This is a genomic window from Lachnoclostridium phytofermentans ISDg, from assembly GCF_000018685.1.
Lineage (GTDB): Bacteria > Bacillota > Clostridia > Lachnospirales > Lachnospiraceae > Lachnoclostridium > Lachnoclostridium phytofermentans.
On the sequence record NC_010001.1, the window covers coordinates 4,656,600 to 4,677,847 of the forward strand.

Here is a 21,248-nt window from a genome sequence, read left to right on the forward strand (position 1 = left end):
GAGGACCTAATATGTATCGTTCACACATCTTAGTTTGTGGCGGAACTGGTTGTACTTCCTCCGGAAGTCAGCAGATTCTAAATGCGTTACAGACTGAAATCGAAAAAGCCGGACTAAAAGAAGAGGTTGCTGTCGTTCAGACAGGATGCCACGGACTTTGTGCTTTGGGACCTATTATGTTAATTTATCCAGAAGGCACATTTTACTCTATGGTAAATGTTGACGACATCCCGGAAATCGTAACGGAGCACTTATTAAAAGGTAGAATTGTGAAACGCCTTCTCTATAATGAGACTGTTACTGAAGATGGTATCAAATCATTAAACGAAACGGATTTTTATAAAAAACAGCACAGAATAGCACTTCGTAATTGTGGTGTAATTAACCCAGAGAATATTGATGAATACATAGGAACAAGGGGGTACGAAGCACTTGGTAAGGTTCTTACTGAGATGACCCCAGACGATGTAATACAAGTCCTCCTAGACAGCGGGTTACGTGGCCGTGGAGGCGGCGGATTCCCAACCGGTTTAAAGTGGAAACTTGCAAAAGGAAATGACGCTGATCAAAAATATGTTTGCTGTAATGCCGATGAAGGTGACCCAGGTGCATTCATGGATCGTTCTGTATTAGAAGGTGACCCTCACGTTGTATTAGAAGCCATGGCTATTGCAGGATATGCAATAGGAGCAACCCAAGGATATATTTACGTTCGTGCAGAATACCCAATCGCTGTTGCTCGTCTTGAAATTGCAATCAAACAGGCGAGAGAATATGGACTTCTTGGGAATAATATATTCGGAACCGATTTCTCCTTTGATGTAGGTCTTCGTTTAGGTGCTGGTGCTTTCGTTTGTGGAGAAGAGACAGCTCTTATGACCTCTATTGAAGGTAACCGTGGTGAACCTCGTCCACGTCCTCCATTCCCAGCACAAAAAGGATTATTCCAGAAACCAACTATATTAAATAACGTAGAAACTTATGCTAATATCCCACAGATTATTCTAAATGGATCCGAATGGTTTGCATCTATGGGTACTGAAAAGAGCAAGGGTACGAAAGTATTCGCTCTTGGTGGCAAGATCAAGAACACTGGTCTTGTAGAAATCCCAATGGGTACTACACTTCGCGAAGTTGTAGAACAAATCGGTGGCGGTATTCCTAACGGTAAGAAGTTTAAGGCTGCTCAGACCGGCGGACCATCCGGCGGATGTATTCCAGTGGAGCACTTTGATATTCCAATCGATTACGATAACCTGATTTCCATCGGTTCTATGATGGGTTCTGGTGGTCTTATCGTAATGGATGAAGACAACTGTATGGTTGATATTGCTAAGTTCTTCCTTGAATTCACCGTAGATGAGTCTTGTGGTAAATGTACTCCATGTCGAATCGGTACAAAGCGTATGTTAGAGATTCTCGAAAAGATTACCAAGGGTAATGGAACCTTAGAGGATTTAGATAAGTTAGAGGAACTTTGCTATTACATCAAAGATAATTCTCTCTGTGGTCTTGGCCAGACAGCACCAAACCCAGTTTTATCTACACTTCGCTACTTCAGAGACGAGTATGTTGCTCATGTAGTAGACAAGAAATGTCCAGCTGGTGTATGTAAATCCTTACTTTCCTATACCATCGATGCAGACATGTGTAAAGGATGTACCTTATGTGCACGTACCTGTCCAAACAATGCTATTGAAGGTAAAGTACGCGAGCCTCACGTAATCATACAAGATAAGTGTATCAAGTGTGGAGCTTGTATGGAGAAATGTAAATTCGGTGCAATCAGTAAGAAATAATATGGTGGCATTGTGAAAATAAAAGACTATTTTCATAATGTGGCATAATGGAGGAAACTATGGCGAATATTAATTTAAAAATTAACGGCATGGATGTCTCTGCTCCGGCAGGTTCGACCATCTTAGAAGCTGCCAGATTAGCGCACATTGAAATTCCAACCCTTTGTTACCTAAAGGAAATCAACGAAATTGGTGCTTGCCGTATCTGTGTAGTAGAAGTAAAAGGTGCAAGAAGCTTAGTAGCTTCCTGTGTATATCCAATAAATGAAGGTATGGAGGTATTTACAAATACTCCAAAAGTATTAAAGTCCAGAAAAAAAACCTTGCAATTAATTCTTTCTAATCATGACAGAAGATGTCTCTCCTGCGTAAGAAGTGGGGACTGTGAATTACAGAAATTATGTAAAGAACTTGGTGTTGATGACGAAGCATTATATGATGGCGAGAAGGGCTTATATGAGCTCGATGAAACCGCAGCTCATATGGTTCGTGATAATAATAAATGTATTCTTTGTAGACGTTGTACTGCTGTGTGCTCAATGACACAAGGTATCGGCGTAATTGGAGCAAATGAGCGAGGATTTAAGACAAATATCGGTTCTGCTTTTGAAATGGGACTAGGCGAAACAAGCTGTGTATCTTGTGGCCAGTGTATCGCTGTCTGTCCTACCGGTGCACTTTATGAAAAAGATAGCATCGATGCAGTATTAGAAGCAATTGCAGATCCGGAGAAGTTTGTATTCGTTCAAACAGCACCTGCTGTTCGTGCAGGACTTGGTGAAGCATTTGGCTTACCAATCGGAACGAATGTGGAAGGCAAGATGGTTGCTGCACTTCGTCGCATTGGCTTTGATAAAGTATTTGATACAAATTTCAGTGCTGACTTAACCATTATGGAAGAAGCAACAGAATTCCTTGATCGTGTACAAAATGGTGGAGTATTACCACTCATTACTTCCTGTTCTCCAGGATGGATTAAATACTGCGAGCACTATTTCCCAGATATGACAGAGAACTTAAGTTCCTGTAAATCTCCACAGCAGATGTTCGGTGCAATTGCAAAGACATATTATGCTGAGAAGCTTGGTATCGACCCAGCAAAGATGGTAAGTGTAAGTATTATGCCATGTACCGCAAAGAAATTTGAACTTGGCCGTGACGATCAATCCGCAGCAGGTGTTCCAGACGTTGACTATTCCTTGACTGTACGTGAGTTCGCAAGACTTATTGATAAGGTAGGCCTTAAATTCTTATCCTTACCAGACGAACAGTATGACAATCCACTTGGTATCTCTACCGGTGCCGCTGTTATCTTTGGTGCAACCGGTGGTGTTATGGAAGCAGCTCTTCGTACTGCAGTATGGAAGTTAACCGGTGAAAATAGTGATTCTCCAATTGAATTTAATGAAGTTCGTGGTGTACAAGGCATCAAAGAAGCAACCTTCCAAGTTGCTGGTATGGATGTCAATGTTGCTGTAGCTTCTGGTCTTTCCAATGCAAGAGAATTGCTTGAGAAAGTAAAATCAGGAGAAGCAAACTATCACTTTATCGAAATCATGGGATGTCCTGGTGGTTGTGTAAATGGTGGTGGTCAGCCTCAAGTTCCAGCAAGCGTTCGTAACTTTACGGATATTCGTGCTCTTCGTGCAAAGGTTCTTTATGATTCCGATGCAGCAAATCCTTTGCGTATGTCTCATGAAAATGAAGCAGTTAAGATGGTTTATGATGAGTTCCTTGGTGCTCCTGGAAGCCATAAGGCACACGATATCTTGCATACTACTTATGTTAAGAGATCCATTAATAAATAGAAACTAGAAAAAATAAAAAATGTCTCTGTGCAGGTATTAAACCGCTGAGACATTTTTTATTTTAATAAGAAAAGTTTCTATTCGCAGATAAATCTTTAAAGAGAGCTTTCAAATCCTGTCCAGTTACTTATATTTCATATAAAACTAGACAACTCAAATAATTGATCTAACCTACATCATTAGTTTTTTCCCTTTGTAACTTTACATAGTTCGAATATTCGATCCATATCAAGATTATAAAAGAAATAATATTTACCATTCACTTTTAGATCGTCTCCATAGAATATTATTTCATTAATAATGTTAGCATTCGTGTCTATCATAACGATTCCATAATCCCATCCCCCAGATGGAAGCTTTATTGGTTTGTATACATAATATCCATCATTCAACAATTGAAATAACTCTTGCTTTTGTTCCTCATTAAATGGAATCATTAAATCTTGATATCTTAAAAAATAGTCAGTCTCTGAACTATCTTTATCGCTTATAACATCCGAAAACTTTTTTATTGACAAAATAATAATCAACAAAATTAAGGATAGAGAAAATAGTGCAATTAATATTTTACGTTTCATATTCACCTCTAATTTTGTATAAAAGTATAATAAAAGTTGACGTTAGCACTTAATTATCCTTAAACTATTTTTAGAAATTACTCAGAAATATAAACTGCATTTTGCATAGATGCATCAGCAGGGCAGATATATCTCAAAGCTCTTGATACCCAACCATCAGCTATTTTATAATAAATTCTTTTCGTCCCATTACTAAATTGGTATTGTCTGTAACCTAACGCTAAAACAAAGTGTTCTTCATACAGGTTGTGTCCCATAACATTTAGTATAAAAGGTACATTATTATCTATTTTACCCATCATAGTACTATCCTTGGATAGTATTGTTGCATTGGCTGATATACTGTTATAGTTCTTTGAAAAAAAATATCTATTTATGGCACCACTTACATCCCATATAGATGCATTATAGCCAGCATAACTATAAATTGTAGAAAATGCAGTTTGCCAGTTATTATTATCATAAAGATTATAATAACTACGAGATTGATAATAATATAATAACAGATTAACTGCAGATGTAGCACCACAATGTCCTGTTGCTGAAAAATCACCAGTTGTCATATAATAATTATCCCAACCATTTATAGACTTAGTAGATAAACTGCTATATCCCTTTTCATAATCATCTGGATCAATTATGGGTATTGAAGGGGCTGTACTATTTCTATTAGTATTTGATGAATTAATAAAATCAGTTATTTTTTCTTTATCATTATATGATATGTTATTAAGCACATCATATACATACGAATTTTCAGAAATAAACATATTGAAGGAATCAAGGTAATAGTATTTTTTGTCAGAAAATCTCATTAATTTATTTGTACGGTTATATGGACTTGAACCATCATCAGAAAATTCATATACAATAGCATAACCCACCACGATATCAAAAAAGTACGTAAGCAACACTAAAAAAGAAAACTTACAGGTTTTGTATTCAGTATTTTTTATGCAGATAGTTCAATACTTGCAACAGACTTAACAACCTAAGAATTGAAAATATTCATGTATACAATTCTTTTAATATATAAATAGTTAAGTTAAAACGTTTGAGAAAACACATTCATAATACAGTATGGGGCAACCTCAATAGCAATACACCGTGAGGTTACCCCAACTATTACTAACATCACTCTTCCACCATTTACGCAAACAAAAGTAAGCAATATCATATCTCCTTAGTTTTTCAATTCTTTTATAATTCTTTATCAATGCAAAGGCAAACAATACTTCTGCCCCACTGATATAACAATCTTTCAAATCAAAGATAAACCAGTCAAATAGTAAAATATAATCAAGACTACCACCAAAGAATATCTTATCAATAAGGCTACAAAATGCTCCTGACAACAATAACACATAAATTACTTTCGGTATTATTCCCTCCCGTTTTGCACAAAAGTGATAATACTCGTACATATAGTAAGCTATCACTATAACGAAAGCATTAATCAGTATTGCAAACCATGGGTAACTAAAAATGTCTACATAATTCCCAAGATAAGATTGGTTTGTATTTACCTTTGGTTTGAAGGCAAATACGTCTCCCAATATCCGAAAACTCTTATCAAAATAATTATGTCGTATGATAGCCTTTATCACCTGATTGATTACTACCAAACTTCCTATTGTTATACCTTTTTTTGCTATTGGTTTCATGAAAATATCTCCTCCCCATTTCTAATTAGAAACGAATTCGATATAAAACTTCTTCTTCCACCCATTCGCTATGTACCGGTTGAAATCCTAGTCTCTTATATAGTCTTCTTGCCTGTTCGTTATCTGGCTCAAAACTAATATAGACCATCTTTTGACTCTTTTCTTCCTTCATATACTGAAGCAACTGTTTCATCGCTTCTGCTCCTAACCCCTTTGACTGATGCTTCTCATCAATCATAAATCTTATAATTAAATAATGATATTCATCTGGGTGTAAGCAATACATTAAAAATCCAACCAATTCCTCTTCCTCATAAATCGTCATTGGCATATAGTCCTCATGTATCTTCGCTTGTTCTAAGGAATAGTGGTTGGATACTAAAAAGCGGCGTTGATCCTCTTTCACTTTTAGGCTAATCACCGCATCATAATTAGACTCTGTAATACCCCTTAGGGACACCAAAGGATAACCTCTCCTTTCGCTATGTTTTCATTTGATAATTTCCCATATATTCTTTGGTTAGTCCTTATATTATATAGTTAAATATCCCCATTTGCAACCATCTCTGGTGCTTTATATGCTCAAATATTTCTTTTGTTTTATATACTTAAAATACTTTGTAAATACTTTGTTTTCAATACATAGAATCCCCCTGTTTAAACGAATTAGCATCCCGATTGAAGTCTTTCTATACCTATCTACAATGAAAAAGAAATTCTACTTTCTTGAATAACTTTTCTACTATGTTATAATATTAGTAAAATTTAGAATTTTATAGGTCTTAAATTCTCAAATATATTTTTCAACATCATATTTTTATGCGTGATAGAAAACGTGGATAGGAGCTCGTATGAATGTAAATGAGGCAAATAGAATTGTCAATAAATTAAAATCCAATATTCAGCAAGTAATTATAGGAAAAGACGAAGTTATTCTAAAAGTAATCACTTCCCTTATCGCAGGCGGACATGTTTTACTGGAGGATACGCCTGGTACCGGAAAGACATTACTATCCAAAGCACTCGCTCGTTCCCTCTCTCTAGATTTCAGACGTATTCAGTTTACTCCTGACCTATTACCATCCGACGTTACAGGACTTAATATATATAACCAAAAGGAAGAACGCTTTTCATTTTTAGCAGGCCCTGCCTTTACTAATATTTTATTGGCAGACGAAATAAACAGAGCAACTCCAAGAACCCAATCTAGTTTATTAGAGTGTATGGAAGAGCACCAGATTACAATTGACGGAGAAACAAGGACCTTATCGGATCCGTTCTTTGTAATTGCTACACAAAATCCAATAGAAACTGCAGGGACATTTCCACTTCCTGAAGCTCAGATGGATCGTTTTATGATGCAGCTCTCTATGGGGTATCCTACGGAATCTGAGGAGCTTTGTATGATAGAGAGGTATCTCTTAAATAACCCGTTAACCACGCTAAATCCGGTATGTACTGCTGAAAATATTCTTGCAATCAGAGAATTTTCAAAGACCGTTTTTATACATAATTCAGTACGGGAATATCTCGTTGCTATTATTCATGCAACAAGAAAACATCCTTTATTATCTGTTGGAGTTAGCCCTCGTGGAACATTGGCTTTGATAAAAGCCTGTCAAGTTTATGCTGCGATACAAGATCGTAATTATTGTCTACCAGATGATGTAAAACAATTGGCACCTTGCGTATTAAAACATCGTGTTCTATTATTTGGTAACTATAAACAGGGAGTTAATAATCATCCTATCGATGAAATTCTTCAAAAAATTCCTGTACCAACCGAGGATTTTAGTGAGAAGAGATGATGTAAAATGGTTGCTAAACATTGAAACGAAGTTAGTGTGGGATAAAAAATTACACGTTTCTTCAATATAACATTACTGCATTTGCAAGAAGATGTGGTATTCAATGGGTGTACTTAATATGTATGTGTACTTGATATATATGTGTACTTGATATATATGTGTACTTGACATGTATGTGTACTTGACATGTATGTGTACCTAAAACACGCAGATGGGAGTTCATATGAGAATTATAACATCATTTCTTCTCTTTGGTTTTGTGTACTACATTCAACACTATTTATACGCGAAGTATTGGGATTATAGATTGAGAGTAACGTTATCTTTTGAAGATAACTTTGTAACCGAAGGACAAAAGACTTATCTCATCGAATCTGTTGAGAATAATAAATTTTTACCTATCCCCCTCCTTCGTGTTAAGTTTTCAGCCTCGAAGTACTTTTTATTTGGAAAAGAGAGTAATGCAGACGTTACAGATCAGTATTATCGTCATAATGTTTACTCAATTATTCCATATCAAAAAATCACGAGAAAGTACCCATTTTTATGTAGCAAAAGAGGCTGTTATTCCATCAATCGCATTGATTTAATTTCCCGTGATTTATTCTTATCTGGAATACTTGCAAATCAAATACCATGTGATAGTATGATTCACGTCCTACCGGGTACAATTTCCCCGCTGCATTATCCAAAGAATCTGATATCAGCATTGCAGTCTATCATCCATCAGGCTGCATTAACAGAAGACCCATTTGAATTAAAAAGTATACGCAATTATGAACCATACGATAATATAAGACATGTGAACTGGAAGCAAACCGCAAGGACAGGACACTTAAAGGTAAATACCCACTTTCCGACGACGTGGCAAAATGTATCCATTTACCTAAATCTTGACCCCAATCTTGTTTTACATCAAGAAGATTTACTGGAAGAAGGCATACGTATTGCTTATTCCCTTGCTTCTATGTTAAATGAGACGAATATACCGGTGCGATTTATATGTAATGGTAAGGACATTTTCACAAACCAGACTATAAAGATGGAAGCTGGAAGTGGCAGACATTATTTAACTCAACTTGGCATCTCTTTAGCAAGAATAGACTTAAAGAAGCCAGTTGATAACTTTACCTCAACACTCGAACAATTTTCGGTGCAGGACCAAATATCCCATCAACTAATATTAATATCAAATTATCGAAAGCCTGACTTATTAGAAGTCTATCAAAAGCTTATGGATTGCGGCTATTCTTGTTTTTATATTATTCCAGCACTTAAGTCTGTGGAGATATTGGAAACATCGATTCCTAATTCTATGATATGGGAGGTGGACTATCTTGAAACAACGTTATCAGAAACTACTTGATGTATTCCATCTTGGCATGTTATTACTTGTTTGCTGCACATTGACAACTCTATTTTTTCAATATACTAAACAAACAACTATAGTAAGGCAGTCCGCTTTCTATGCTATTCTTCTGATATCTTCTTATCTAATCAATAGCTATGTGAGAAAGAATTTTTTTATTTTTCTACTACCACATTTGGCGATGTTGGTTTTGTTATTCTACCTGTCAATTCCTATACTAGATAAGTCCCTGTGTATTATTCTATGGTTTTTTCTGATCGTATTTGATATTTTGTTTTGGTGCGATATGACAAGGTCTAAAGTTATGGACATGCCATTACCAATCACGTTTGCCTATCCTATCCTTTATTGGTATTTAGGTAGAAGTGATTTCGGTAATTATCAAACGCTCTCTTATTACTATGGAATTTTATACTTAACTCTTGCACTTATTTGTTCTTATTTAAAGAATACAAAGTACATCGAACCAATAAAGGAAGTTACTGGGTATACTCCAACAAAGGAAATCCTAAAAAGTAATAACCGTATTGTTTTTAGTATTTGTAGTATTCTCCTTTTTGGAACCTTATTTCTTCGATATAAACCGATAGAAGCTTTTTTATCCTATGTATTCGGTCTCATAGGGCAAGGACTTAAAGCATTCCTCTCTTTTCTTATCAGTTTATTTCATAGTGCTCCTGCCATACCAGAGAGAGAAGAAATAATTCAACCTAATATACAACAAATACCTTTACCAAAAACGACTACAAACCCAATCGTTAACTTGATTCAGGATGTTATTATTTATATTGTTTCCTTTGCACTTATTACCGGAATTGTCATTACGGTTTCCGTAGTATTATATCATTTTATAAAAAAGTACCTTTATCATCATACTCCTGCTTCTTTTACAGAGGAGGATGACTTTTCCGTTATCGTAACCACAGAACGGCTTAATAGAAAAAAGCTTAAAGCGGAAAATGTTGATATGAAAGGTGATAATAATCAAAAAATAAGGTACTATTATAAGAAGAAAATAAAGCGCTTCATAATTAAAAATAAGAATTTTGATCCGTCACTAACACCAAATGAGCGTGCCAATACCTCTGACCCCTTAGCCGAGAAAGGACTAACAGAACTTACAACCTTCTATAATCAAGCTCGATATAGCAATGAATCTATGACAAAAGAAGATGCAAAAAAAGCAAAAACTTATTTATGATAATAGATTATCCTATGTTTACGTATAGTTCTAAAATTTTTATCATAAGATAGAATAAGAATTATTCGGAGTAGCACCATATGAAACATATTATAAAACAGTTTCTTCTTTTCTCATGCCTTCTAGTATTAAGTGCTTTACTGATTTCATGTAAGAAAACAAATGGCACACCAGAAAAAGAAAGAGATTTAGAATTTACCGTTGTAGAGAATGCTGATCTACCAGATAAATTATTAAAATGCATCGAAGATAAGAAAGCCAATCCTTTTAAATTAACTTATGAAAATGAAGATTATCTCTACATAGTGCAAGGTTATGGAGCACAAAAAAGTGGCGGCTATAGCATCTCTGTTGATGAACTATATCTTGCTGGTAATTGGATCTATGTTAAAACCAGCTTAATAGGTCCTGGAAAAAATGAACCTGTAACTCAGAACATCACCTACCCATATGTCGTTATTAAAACAGAATTTATGGATAATGAAGTTTGCTTTCAATAATAAGAAAAAGCAAAGCATTACAATCAATGCTTTGCTTTTTTATTCATGACAACGAAAAGTTCACGAAGCGTATTTTTTATTTGTTGAATAAAAATAAACATAACAACAATATTTAGTGTTACTAAAAACTAAATAAACCACATATAGTATATGGACGGTAATTTATTTAGTATTTTCTATATTTTTGTTATTAATGCTCATGTATTTCTTGGTAAGATTGTGCATTATTTCTTCTAATTCTAGTTCTTACTACCCAATCAATAAAAATCTAAATAACAATATGCATAGTATTACAGTTATTTGTTGTGCAATATTATTATTTAATTCAAAAAAATCGAACCTACATTCTCCCCCTTATTTGACTTTGATACCCTTGTATGCTATAGTATCATTATGAATTTGTTAGTTTTTGGATATGTCTTGACTACTAGTTATAACTTAATGTAATACTATGTCAGATGGTTTTCTGAATATATTTTTGGTTTTCCAAAATAACGGACAAACCTAAGCTTTATTTAGAAACCAATGGCCTATGGTTCGTAACACTTACTATAACAGGCATGTAAAGCGTCAAGTTTCACAGACCGTACTGCAGATTGGAGTATAATAATGAAGCAACCAGAAAACATGTGCAAGGTAAGAAACACTGTAGTTAATAACGTAGGGAGAAGGGTAAAAATCAAAGCAAATAAAGGACGTAATAAAGTAGATATCGCTGAGGGTATTATTGCTCAAACTTATCCATGCGTATTCTTAATTCAGGTGGAAGGTGAACTCGCCGAGTCCGTGAAGACAATGTCCTTTAGTTATACCGACGTTTTAACCAAGGAAGTAGAATTGGTACTCTGTTAATCTGAGTGTCAGAATACCTATTAATATAAGGAAACCCTAACATATAAAGATGTCATTTCATGATATTTCCACTTATTTGTGGTATATCATATTTGGCATCTTTTCTATTTTTACACATTGACATGTTACGTATTTTTCTATATAATTAGTAATCATTATTAATATAATTAATATTTAGAAAGGAGTCAGGCTTGCAAACAACGAAATATAGTAGACAGAGAGAATCCATCAAAGATTATCTTGCTCATACGAAAGAGCACCCTACTGCTGATACCATTTATTTGAAGGTTCGTGAAACTTATCCTAATGTAAGCTTAGGAACCATTTATCGTAATCTGAATCTTTTGGTTGAGCAAGGCGAAGTACTAAAAATCAGCTGCGGCGACGGATGTGACCATTTTGATGGGACAACAAAACCGCATTACCACTTTATATGCACCACTTGTAATAAAGTGATGGATCTTCCTGCATTATCTCTGGATCATATCGATACCTTAGCAGGAGCAAATTTTGCGGGTAAAATTGAAGGGCATACTGCTTTCTTCTATGGCTCTTGTCCAGAATGCACCACTAAGACTTCCAATAGTTAAAGTAAGCAAGCTGCTTCAGCTGAGTTAGCAGATAAATAGAGATTACGTAATTCTCTCGTTGTGTAAAAATAAAAAACCAGGAGCTTTTCTATAGGAAAGTATCCTGGTTTTTTTTACGTTAAAGAAGGATTACTGCCTTTGATTATTAATCATTTAAAACATCATATTAACCTGCCTTGATACATATATATTAATCTGCCTTGATACATATATATATTAAGGCTTTTAGTTTCTTATATTATATATTGTTTCTTTTCATGACCCCTCCTTCGTTTCTATTTCACTATCTTATAAGAAATGAACGATACTAGGAATACAAGTGGAGGAGCCCAGAAATTAATTTAAAAAGTTTGAAAAGAGGTATTGACATTTCTTTTCTTATGGTATATCATAATGATATCAGTAATGATTACTAATTTAGAAGATCATTAACAACAATAGGAAGTCACTAAAACAAATTTATTACATTCTTTCTATTGCCGCTATAAACAGAACCTTATTCTTAGGTCTGTTAAAAAAATAAGTATTGAAATGAAAAGGAGATTATAAGTATGAAAAAGTTTGTATGTAATGTATGTGGTTATGTTCATGAAGGAGATTCTGCTCCTGAAGTTTGTCCAATCTGTAAGGCTGGTGCTGATAAGTTTACTGAACAGTCTAGCGATCTTACATGGGCAGCTGAGCACGTAGTTGGTGTTGCTCAGGGTGTTAGCGAAGATATTCTTAAGGATTTAAGAGATAACTTTACTGGTGAGTGTGCTGAAGTAGGTATGTACCTTGCAATGGCAAGAGTAGCTCATAGAGAAGGCTACCCAGAAATCGGTTTATACTATGAGAAGGCAGCTCATGAAGAAGCTGATCATGCTTCCAGATTTGCAGAATTACTTGGTGAAGTAGTAACTAACAGCACAAAGAAGAACTTAGAGTTAAGAGTAGCTGCTGAAAATGGTGCTACAGCTGGTAAGTTTGATCTTGCTAAGCGTGCAAAAGAAGCTAATCTTGATGCAATTCATGACACTGTACATGAGATGGCTAAAGATGAAGCTAGACATGGTAAGGCATTCTTAGGCTTACTACAGAGATATTTTCAATAATTAAAACCATGCTTGTTCCCTTGGAGTAATGCACTCCCCGGTATTACTCCAGTTACTAGATTACTCGCCCTCCCTTGGCGAAATATTCTATACTCCCCTAAGAAGAAAGGCAAGACGTCTACCCCCATAGATGTCTTGCCTTTCTTCTTTATAATACTATATGTTAGAATAGTGATTTATTATTTATTACATATTCCGACATATAGTATAGAACCTAAAACAATATTTGCGTCTTTATCATGTCCATGCTATAATACCTAAAAATAAACAGAACTTATTTAGGAGAATATTCATATGAAATCATACCGCTATACCACACTTCTTTTTGATGCCGATGATACCTTATTAGACTTTAAAGCATCCGAGCAAGATGCATTATCTTATATTTTTGAACAAGTTAACGTACCTCTTACCGAGGAGATTCTTTCTTTCTACCATGAAATTAATCATGGTTTATGGGAAGCTTTCGAAAGAGGTGAAATTTCTCGAAATGATATCCTGCAAACGCGCTTTGTAACAGTATTTGATGCATTACAAAAAAGAGGAATTGCCCCTAGGAATCTAACATTTGGAAGAAAGCCAATCGATTCTACGGATCTTGAACCACTATATCAAGCAAAACTTGCAACGGGTCACAACTTAATACCTGGGGCTAAAGAGCTAATTGAAACTCTTCGTAAAACTCATCGTGTTTATATTGTCTCGAATGGCGTGGCCACTACCCAGCAAGACCGCTTAAATGCCTCCGGCCTATTCCCTCTTTTTGAAGATATATTTATCTCAGAAATGACCGGATATCAAAAACCACAAGTGGAATTTTTCCATTATTGTATTGCTCGTATTCCTGAATTTTCTCCTGAAACTACTCTAATTATTGGAGATAGCCTTACTTCTGATATCAAAGGTGGCAATAACATCGGTATTGATACTTGTTGGTTTAATCCAAGGCACGTAGAAAAAAGAATAGATGTAACTATAACCTATGAAATCCACAAGTTAGAGGAACTGTATCAAATTGTTTAGAACCTACAAGGCTAGCACACCTACCTCGGAGATTTTTTATTTATCGGTAACTTCATGATTTTCTCGTAAACAGAAAAGCACGTTCACGAACTTATCCTTACCACACAAAAAAGAGAACTAGGACTCAATCCTTAGTTCTCTTTTTTCTTATAAACAAAAGCAAGTTAGCTAATAAACTAGCTCTACTGATTTCTCTTTGTTTTAATTCGTAAAAGTATTCATTCATTCTTGCAAACTAATATTAGTCCATCTAACACCATACCTTAGTTATAAAGATATTTCAAAAGATTACTTATGGTTCGCTGGTTCTATATTAATCGATTTACCTTTAATCTTTGATTCCTTCATCACTTGAATGACATCTGCTGCATATTCTCTAGGTACCTCAACAAAGGTATATTTGTCATACATATCGATGCTACCAATAAGCTTTCCTGGCATTCCTGTCTCGCCTGCAATCGCACCTAGGATGTCACCTGGTCTAATGTTTTGCTTTTTACCAAGATTGATAAATAAACGAACCATTCCTTGCTCAGCTCCAGTATCACCAAAGTCAGGAACTGCTTGTTCTTCTGGTTGACTATCACTTCCCATTGCCATCTTTAAGAATGCGGCTGCGACATCAAGAGCTGTATAATCTGATTCATTTATCTTAGCTTCGATAATGGAAATCATTTTTGTTAAATCTTCTGCATCCATTAGCTCATTAATGCGGTCTAAGATTTTTTCTGCCTTAACTGCTGTTACATCATTAACAGATGGAATAGGCATAACTTTAATCTTAGTTTTACAATAACGCTGGATATCTCTTAATTTATATACTTCTTTTCCAACTACTAAAGTAAATGCACGTCCAGTTCTTCCTGCTCTACCGGTACGTCCAATACGGTGTACATAATATTCTTCATCCTGTGGTACATCATAATTAAATACTGCTTCCACATCATCTACGTCAATACCTCTTGCTGCTACATCGGTAGCAACTAGGATTTCTGCTTTACCAGTACGGAAAGAACTCATAACACGGTCTCTTTGCTGCTGCTTTAAATCACCGTGAAGACCTTCTGCAAAGAATCCTCGGCCAGATAATGCAGTAACTAATTCATCTACCTGACGCTTTGTGTTACAGAATACTAAGCAACGCTTTGGAGAATACATATCTAATAATCTAGATAATACATCAACCTTATTCTTAGGTCTTACTTCGTAGTAGTATTGCTCTATCTTTGGAACTGTTAACTCTTTCTTTACTACCTTTACTATAGTAGCGTCCTTTTGATATGTTCTTGCAATATCCATAATTGGCTGAGGCATAGTAGCTGAGAATAATAATGTTTGACGGTCTTCTGGCATTTCCTTTAAGATAGTCTCAATATCTTCACGGAATCCCATGTTTAACATCTCATCCGCCTCATCTAAAGCAATCATAGAAACCTTATCAAACTTTACTGTTTTTCTTCTCATGTGATCCATAACACGACCTGGAGTACCGATTACAATCTGAACTCCTGCTTTTAGTGAACGAATCTGTCTCGTAATGTCTTGGCCACCGTAAATCGGTATTGCTTTAATCCCATGCATAAACTTAGAGAATTTATGCATCTCATCAGATACCTGAATTGCAAGCTCTCTTGTTGGGCAAAGTATAACTGCCTGAAGACCCTTTACCTTTGGGTCGATTTTTTGCAATATTGGAATAGAAAACGCAGCAGTCTTTCCAGTACCAGTCTGAGCCTGACCTACGATATCTTTCCCCTCTAAAACAACCGGTATTGCTTGAGCCTGAATCGGTGTCATTTCTTCATAACCAAGCTCCTCGATTGCTCTAATAATCGGAGTTTGTAACTCCATTTCATCAAATCTAATTGTCATTCCTTACTTCCTTTCTCAAACGCACAGAAAGCACCATGCGCCTATCCACAATGTTATATCGGAAATTTCTACGCAGCATGGTTGACACCGCGTCCTTGGAAACATTTAAAGTATCTCCACTTCTATCTATCTAAACCCGATGTATACGCACAAAAAGTGCTGTAAAATTACCATGATCAATTCAATTACCCATTGATTCAGGGTGAATCTTACAACACTCCCTTTTCATTTAGTGTAAATGTTTATTCCGATAATACTCCGGGTTGTAGTATATCATTAAAAGCTAGTTGCGTCAAGGCGTTTTCCAGAAAGATAAGAGATGAGGAATAGGCAATTTGAGCTATTGTAAGCTTTTCCTGCTTTATTATACCCAGTATTTCACTAGTAAAAACCTCAGTTAGCTCTTAACCCTTGCCGTTAATTTATCACCTTCTGTATCAATTAAGATAGTATCACCTTCTTTTACCTGATCACTTAAAATTAATCTGGCACTTAAAGTCTCAACGTTCTTTTGTAGATATCTCTTTAATGGACGTGCACCATAAACTGGGTCGTAAGCTTTATCAATTACTAGCTGTTTCGCTGTGTCGGTTAATTCTACACGAATACTGCGGTCTTCAAGTCGTTTATTAAGATTAGTGATTAATAAATCAACAATACTACGAATATCTTCCTTATTTAATGGTTTAAATAATATGATCTCATCCAATCGATTTAAAAACTCTGGTCTAAAATGAGCACGCAAATCTTCCATAACCAAGCTCTCAGCCTGTGTACTAATTTCACCTGTTTCATCAATACCGTCTAATAGATAGGTAGAGCCAATATTAGAAGTCATGATTAAGATCGTATTCTTAAAGTCTACGGTACGGCCTGTAGAGTCTGTAATACGTCCATCATCAAGTACCTGTAATAAGATATTAAACACGTCCGGATGAGCCTTTTCAATTTCATCAAATAGTACTACCGAATATGGCTTTCTACGAACAGCTTCCGTAAGTTGTCCTCCCTCATCATATCCAACATATCCTGGAGGCGCTCCGATTAATCTGCTGACAGAATATTTCTCCATATATTCACTCATATCGATACGAACAATATTTTGTTCATTGTCAAATAAGGACTCTGCAAGTGCTTTGGCTAGTTCTGTTTTACCTACGCCTGTAGGTCCTAGAAATAGGAACGAACCTATTGGCTTGCTTGGATCTTTAATACCAGCCTTAGAACGAAGCAGAGCATCTGCAACACGTCGTACACCCTCCTCTTGTCCTATCACTCTTCTATGAAGCTCCTCGTCAAGATGTAGGGTTTTATTTCGTTCGCTTTCCGTTAACTTCGCTACCGGTATTCCTGTCCAACGGGAAACAACACGTGCAATTTCTTCCTCACTCACACTTTCATGAACTAAGGTATGAGCCTCTTGTTTCACTTTCTCTTCCTCTAATTCAAGTTGCTTACGAAGGCTTGGCAAACGTCCATATTTTAACTCTGCGGCTTTATTTAGGTCATAATTTAACTCTGCATTTTGAATTTCGTTGTTAATGGCTTCCAATTCTTCTCGAAGCTTTTGGACTTTTTCTACCGCAGCTTTTTCATTATCCCATTTTGCTTTTCTTTCATTAAAGTCTTCTCGAAGCTCTGCTAATTCTTTTTGCAGACTTAAAAGACGTTCTTTACTTAGACGATCATCCTCTTTTTTCAGTGCTGCTTCTTCTATTTCCATCTGCATAATACGACGTGATATATCATCTAGCTCAGTTGGCATCGAATCAAGTTCTGTCTTAATTAAAGCACAAGCCTCATCAACTAAATCAATTGCTTTATCCGGAAGGAAACGGTCCGAGATATAACGATTACTTAAAACAGCTGCACTTACTAAAGCAGCATCTGTAATTTTTACACCATGGAATACTTCATAACGCTCTTTTAGCCCACGCAAGATAGAGATCGTATCCTCAACTGTAGGTTCCTCCACCATGACTGGCTGGAATCTCCTCTCAAGAGCTGCATCCTTTTCAATATACATACGATATTCATTCAGGGTCGTAGCACCAATACAATGAAGCTCTCCACGAGCTAACATAGGTTTTAGCATATTACCAGCATCCATGGCACCATCAGTTTTCCCTGCACCGACAATCGTATGAAGCTCATCGATAAATAGAATAATCTGACCATCACTGTTTTTTACATCATCAAGAACTGCTTTTAAACGTTCCTCAAACTCGCCTCGATATTTAGCACCTGCTACCAGAGCCCCCATATCAAGAGCAAAAAGGCGCTTATCCTTTAACCCTTCTGGTACATCACCACGAACAATACGTTGCGCTAAACCTTCTACTACAGCGGTTTTACCAACACCTGGTTCACCAATTAACACTGGATTATTTTTCGTCTTTCTAGATAGGATACGAACCACATTACGAATCTCGCTATCACGACCAATGACTGGATCTAGCTTTTGATTCTTTGCACGCTCTACTAAATCAACACCATATTTCTCAAGTGTATCATAGGTTGCTTCCGGGTTATCGCTTCGAACCTGTTGGTTACCACGAACAGAAGCAAGCGCAGATAAAAATCTATCCTTATTAATATTAAAGTCCTTTAACAACCTCGCTATCTCTATATTCGGATACTTTAACAAACTAAGGAACAGATGCTCTACAGAGACATACTGGTCCCCCATTGCAGAAGCTTCATTTTCTGCATAAATTAATACTTTATTTAAGTCATTACTGATATAAACTTCCCCACCACTAACTTTGGGACGTTTATTTAATAACCCCTGTAACTGAGCAAGAAATACTTCTGTGTTAATGTCCATCTTTTGAAATAATTTTGGTAACAGACCTTCCTTATCCTTTAACAGACAGTATAAAAAATGCTCTTCATCAATTTGCTGGTGTCCATACTCATACGCCAGTTTTTCACAATCCTGAACTGCCTTTAACGATTTTTGAGTAAACTTGCTAATATTCATACAAATAACCTGCCTTTCCATAGCCTGCAAACTTTAGCCCGCAGGCACATATATTTATAACCTAATCTCATTCCCATTTTAATAAAATCAATCTGAATCTGTTTGTTCTATTACAACTATAACATATATAATTATGATGTCAAGTAGTATTTTCAGTTTTTAACTTTTTTTGATTGATTAGATAATTGTTTAATATCCTTAGTATATAATTAGCAAATTAAATAGAATTAACCCTATTTCTCCAATGGCAGCATTGATAGTAAAGCAAGAAGTATCAGCACCTAGACATTGTAACTAATTAAAATATCGTGTAGTTAAATTGTCGTATTTTACATTTTATCCCTATATAATAAGCATGTATTTCATATATTTCATGTATTTCATCTAAGAACTTGAGAGGGGAAATAACCATGATACAAGCATTAAAAGAGATGCCAAAAATAGAAAGATAAAATAAATAAGGTATTGTAGAACTGTCCAAAAAAGTGTATAACGCACTTTTCTTTCACAGGTCCTACAATACCTTATCTTATTACTTAAATTCTAATGTTCCTTAACCCACGCTGCAATTGCTAGAATCACTTTATCATCTACCTTGTTCTTTACGCTGTAGTCGCTTATATCACGTACTCCTGTTGTTGGCATAAATAAATGATTTAAGCCTTCATACAATTGAAATGTTGCATTGTCTTTCTCTTGTAGTAGATCCTTCCACATCTTAAAATCTACTTCAGGATACACTTGAAAATCTGCTTCTCCCTGCATAAATAACATTGGCAGGGTTAGATTTGCTACGATTTTAGGAGTATCTATATCATTCAAACTCTTCCAGTAGTATCCGTTTGCCCCAAGAAGTGGCTCATCTAGGTTTTCCTCTGTAAGGCTTTTAATCTGCTCATATTGAGCCTTCATAGTATCTAGATAGAGTGTTTTCTCCGACTCACTCACCGTACCATTCTCTACCGCCTCAATCGATTGATCAAGTAATAGATCTTCTAATTTTCTTGGACTTCCTGCTAAGGAGATAAATCCTGCGATATCCGAATTATCTTCCGCTATCTTTGGACATAACATACCTCCTAAACTATGCCCAAGTACAAATATCTTTTCCGTATTTACATTTGTTAGACTCTTAGCATATTGAATGGCGTAAGTAACATCCTCTAATACCTCATCATAAATTGTCATTGTATCGGAGGCTTGATCCATATATTGATAGAATCTTTTATTGTAACGGATAGAGGCAATCCCCTCACTTGCTAATCCTCTTGCGATATCACGAAATGGCTTATTGCTTGTTCCGCCAATGGTTTCATCCATATCACTCTGTCCTGACCCCTGTACTAAGACTACGACAGGTGGATTTTTTATACCTTTTGGCATCGTTAAAATACCATCAAGCGGAAATTCTCCCTCACCAACAGTGACACCGCTCGTGATACCTATAGTGATGTCGATTTCCTCCATCTTTTCACGATCGTATTCTTCCTCAATTGGTTGGTAAGAGAACCATAGTTTTACTAACTTACAGTCTTTATTATAGACATAAGATATCTTTAAACCATTCTCTGTATATTCTACTAAACTATCTACTGAGATATACTCACCCGTTGTTGTAGCCTTTATAGAGATAGCATCAACTAACTCACCAATTCGCTCAACAGTGCTATGAAAGGCTTTCTCTAAGTCTGGCAATGATAATTGCTCTTTGACTGTATCCTCAAGATAGGAATAGACTTCTTCAAAATTCTCTGTTAATAAATCGTGCGTTAACTTTGCTGAAAGATCCTCCAAACCATTCTCACTAAATTCTACAGAGTCGATAAGACCCGGTGTCGGTGTTTCGTTAGGTATTTCCGTAATGTTTGCTTCTGTTATCGTTGGTGTCACTGTCAGTTCCCCATCACTTATTGTCTGGTCAGTTTGATTACTCTTTCCTTTACACGAGACCATACTTAGGATAAATAGACTGCAGACCAAACCCAATAATACCTTCTTCATTCTAACTCCTATTCTGGCACTTTAGCCCTTTTTTAAAACAAAACATCTTGTGCATCAACACAAATTAAATGTTTAAAACTTTGTGCATATACTTCATATTCATGCA

Annotated in this window: 17 protein-coding genes; 10 read left to right on the plus strand and 7 right to left on the minus strand. The window is 35.8% G+C overall.

Going from position 1 to position 21,248, the window contains the following annotated elements; genetic code table 11:
* Positions 1-11 precede the first annotated feature (11 nt).
* Both CPHY_RS19690 and CPHY_RS19695 read left to right on the plus strand, forming a co-directional pair.
* The gene (locus tag CPHY_RS19690) at positions 12-1,799 is read left to right on the plus strand and encodes an NADH-quinone oxidoreductase subunit NuoF (protein WP_012201799.1); all 1,788 of its coding nucleotides are present in this window, start codon (positions 12-14) and stop codon (positions 1,797-1,799) included.
* A gap of 59 nt (positions 1,800-1,858) precedes the next feature.
* Positions 1,859-3,607 (plus strand): NADH-dependent [FeFe] hydrogenase, group A6, encoded by a 1,749-nt coding sequence (locus CPHY_RS19695; RefSeq protein WP_012201800.1) that lies wholly within the window; start codon positions 1,859-1,861, stop codon positions 3,605-3,607.
* Between the two features lie 179 nt (positions 3,608-3,786).
* Here CPHY_RS19695 and CPHY_RS19700 read toward each other — a convergent pair whose 3' ends face one another.
* The 4 genes from CPHY_RS19700 to CPHY_RS19715 all read right to left on the minus strand — a co-directional run bounded on the left by CPHY_RS19700 (position 3,787) and on the right by CPHY_RS19715 (position 6,309).
* Complete coding sequence (locus tag CPHY_RS19700) at positions 3,787-4,185, minus strand: hypothetical protein (protein WP_012201801.1); 399 nt, start codon at positions 4,183-4,185, stop codon at positions 3,787-3,789.
* A 77-nt stretch (positions 4,186-4,262) separates the two neighbouring features.
* Positions 4,263-5,069 (minus strand): C39 family peptidase, encoded by an 807-nt coding sequence (locus tag CPHY_RS19705; protein WP_041703799.1) that lies wholly within the window; start codon positions 5,067-5,069, stop codon positions 4,263-4,265.
* A gap of 207 nt (positions 5,070-5,276) precedes the next feature.
* Positions 5,277-5,849: a signal peptidase II gene (locus CPHY_RS19710; RefSeq protein ID WP_012201803.1), complete on the minus strand. Its 573-nt coding sequence runs from the start codon at positions 5,847-5,849 to the stop codon at positions 5,277-5,279.
* Positions 5,850-5,874: 25 nt separating this feature from the next.
* Positions 5,875-6,309, minus strand: coding sequence for a GNAT family N-acetyltransferase (locus tag CPHY_RS19715; protein ID WP_012201804.1), 435 nt, complete (start codon positions 6,307-6,309; stop codon positions 5,875-5,877).
* Between the two features lie 391 nt (positions 6,310-6,700).
* On the opposite strand from CPHY_RS19715, the gene CPHY_RS19720 reads away from it, so the two are divergent.
* The 8 genes from CPHY_RS19720 (at position 6,701) to CPHY_RS19755 (ending at position 14,286) form a co-directional block, all read left to right on the plus strand.
* Positions 6,701-7,657, plus strand: coding sequence for an AAA family ATPase (locus CPHY_RS19720; RefSeq protein ID WP_012201805.1), 957 nt, complete (start codon positions 6,701-6,703; stop codon positions 7,655-7,657).
* A gap of 223 nt (positions 7,658-7,880) precedes the next feature.
* Entirely contained in the window at positions 7,881-9,023 is a 1,143-nt protein-coding gene (locus CPHY_RS19725; protein WP_012201806.1) for a DUF58 domain-containing protein, read from the plus strand.
* Positions 8,995-10,227 carry a DUF4129 domain-containing protein gene (locus CPHY_RS19730; RefSeq protein ID WP_157668764.1) on the plus strand — a complete coding sequence of 411 codons (1,233 nt, stop codon included), beginning with the start codon at positions 8,995-8,997 and terminating at the stop codon, positions 10,225-10,227. The genes CPHY_RS19725 and CPHY_RS19730 overlap by 29 nt, the downstream gene beginning before the upstream one ends.
* An 80-nt stretch (positions 10,228-10,307) precedes the next feature.
* Positions 10,308-10,727, plus strand: coding sequence for a protease complex subunit PrcB family protein (locus CPHY_RS19735; protein ID WP_012201808.1), 420 nt, complete (start codon positions 10,308-10,310; stop codon positions 10,725-10,727).
* 609 nt (positions 10,728-11,336) lie between these two features.
* Positions 11,337-11,579, plus strand: coding sequence for a Veg family protein (locus tag CPHY_RS19740; RefSeq protein WP_012201809.1), 243 nt, complete (start codon positions 11,337-11,339; stop codon positions 11,577-11,579).
* Between the two features lie 191 nt (positions 11,580-11,770).
* Positions 11,771-12,169 (plus strand): Fur family transcriptional regulator, encoded by a 399-nt coding sequence (locus tag CPHY_RS19745; RefSeq protein WP_012201810.1) that lies wholly within the window; start codon positions 11,771-11,773, stop codon positions 12,167-12,169.
* Between the two features lie 551 nt (positions 12,170-12,720).
* A complete protein-coding gene (locus CPHY_RS19750; RefSeq protein WP_012201811.1) occupies positions 12,721-13,263 on the plus strand; it encodes an NADH peroxidase in 543 nt (180 codons plus the stop codon).
* A 294-nt stretch (positions 13,264-13,557) separates the two neighbouring features.
* Entirely contained in the window at positions 13,558-14,286 is a 729-nt protein-coding gene (locus CPHY_RS19755; RefSeq protein WP_012201812.1) for a YjjG family noncanonical pyrimidine nucleotidase, read from the plus strand.
* Between the two features lie 288 nt (positions 14,287-14,574).
* Here CPHY_RS19755 and CPHY_RS19760 read toward each other — a convergent pair whose 3' ends face one another.
* The 3 genes from CPHY_RS19760 to CPHY_RS19770 all read right to left on the minus strand — a co-directional run bounded on the left by CPHY_RS19760 (position 14,575) and on the right by CPHY_RS19770 (position 21,142).
* The gene (locus CPHY_RS19760) at positions 14,575-16,158 is read right to left on the minus strand and encodes a DEAD/DEAH box helicase (RefSeq protein WP_012201813.1); all 1,584 of its coding nucleotides are present in this window, start codon (positions 16,156-16,158) and stop codon (positions 14,575-14,577) included.
* Between the two features lie 397 nt (positions 16,159-16,555).
* Entirely contained in the window at positions 16,556-19,141 is a 2,586-nt protein-coding gene (gene clpB, locus CPHY_RS19765) for an ATP-dependent chaperone ClpB (protein ID WP_012201814.1), read from the minus strand.
* A gap of 543 nt (positions 19,142-19,684) precedes the next feature.
* Positions 19,685-21,142, minus strand: a complete 1,458-nt coding sequence (locus CPHY_RS19770; RefSeq protein ID WP_012201815.1) for an alpha/beta hydrolase — start codon at positions 21,140-21,142, stop codon at positions 19,685-19,687.
* Positions 21,143-21,248: the final 106 nt, after the last annotated feature.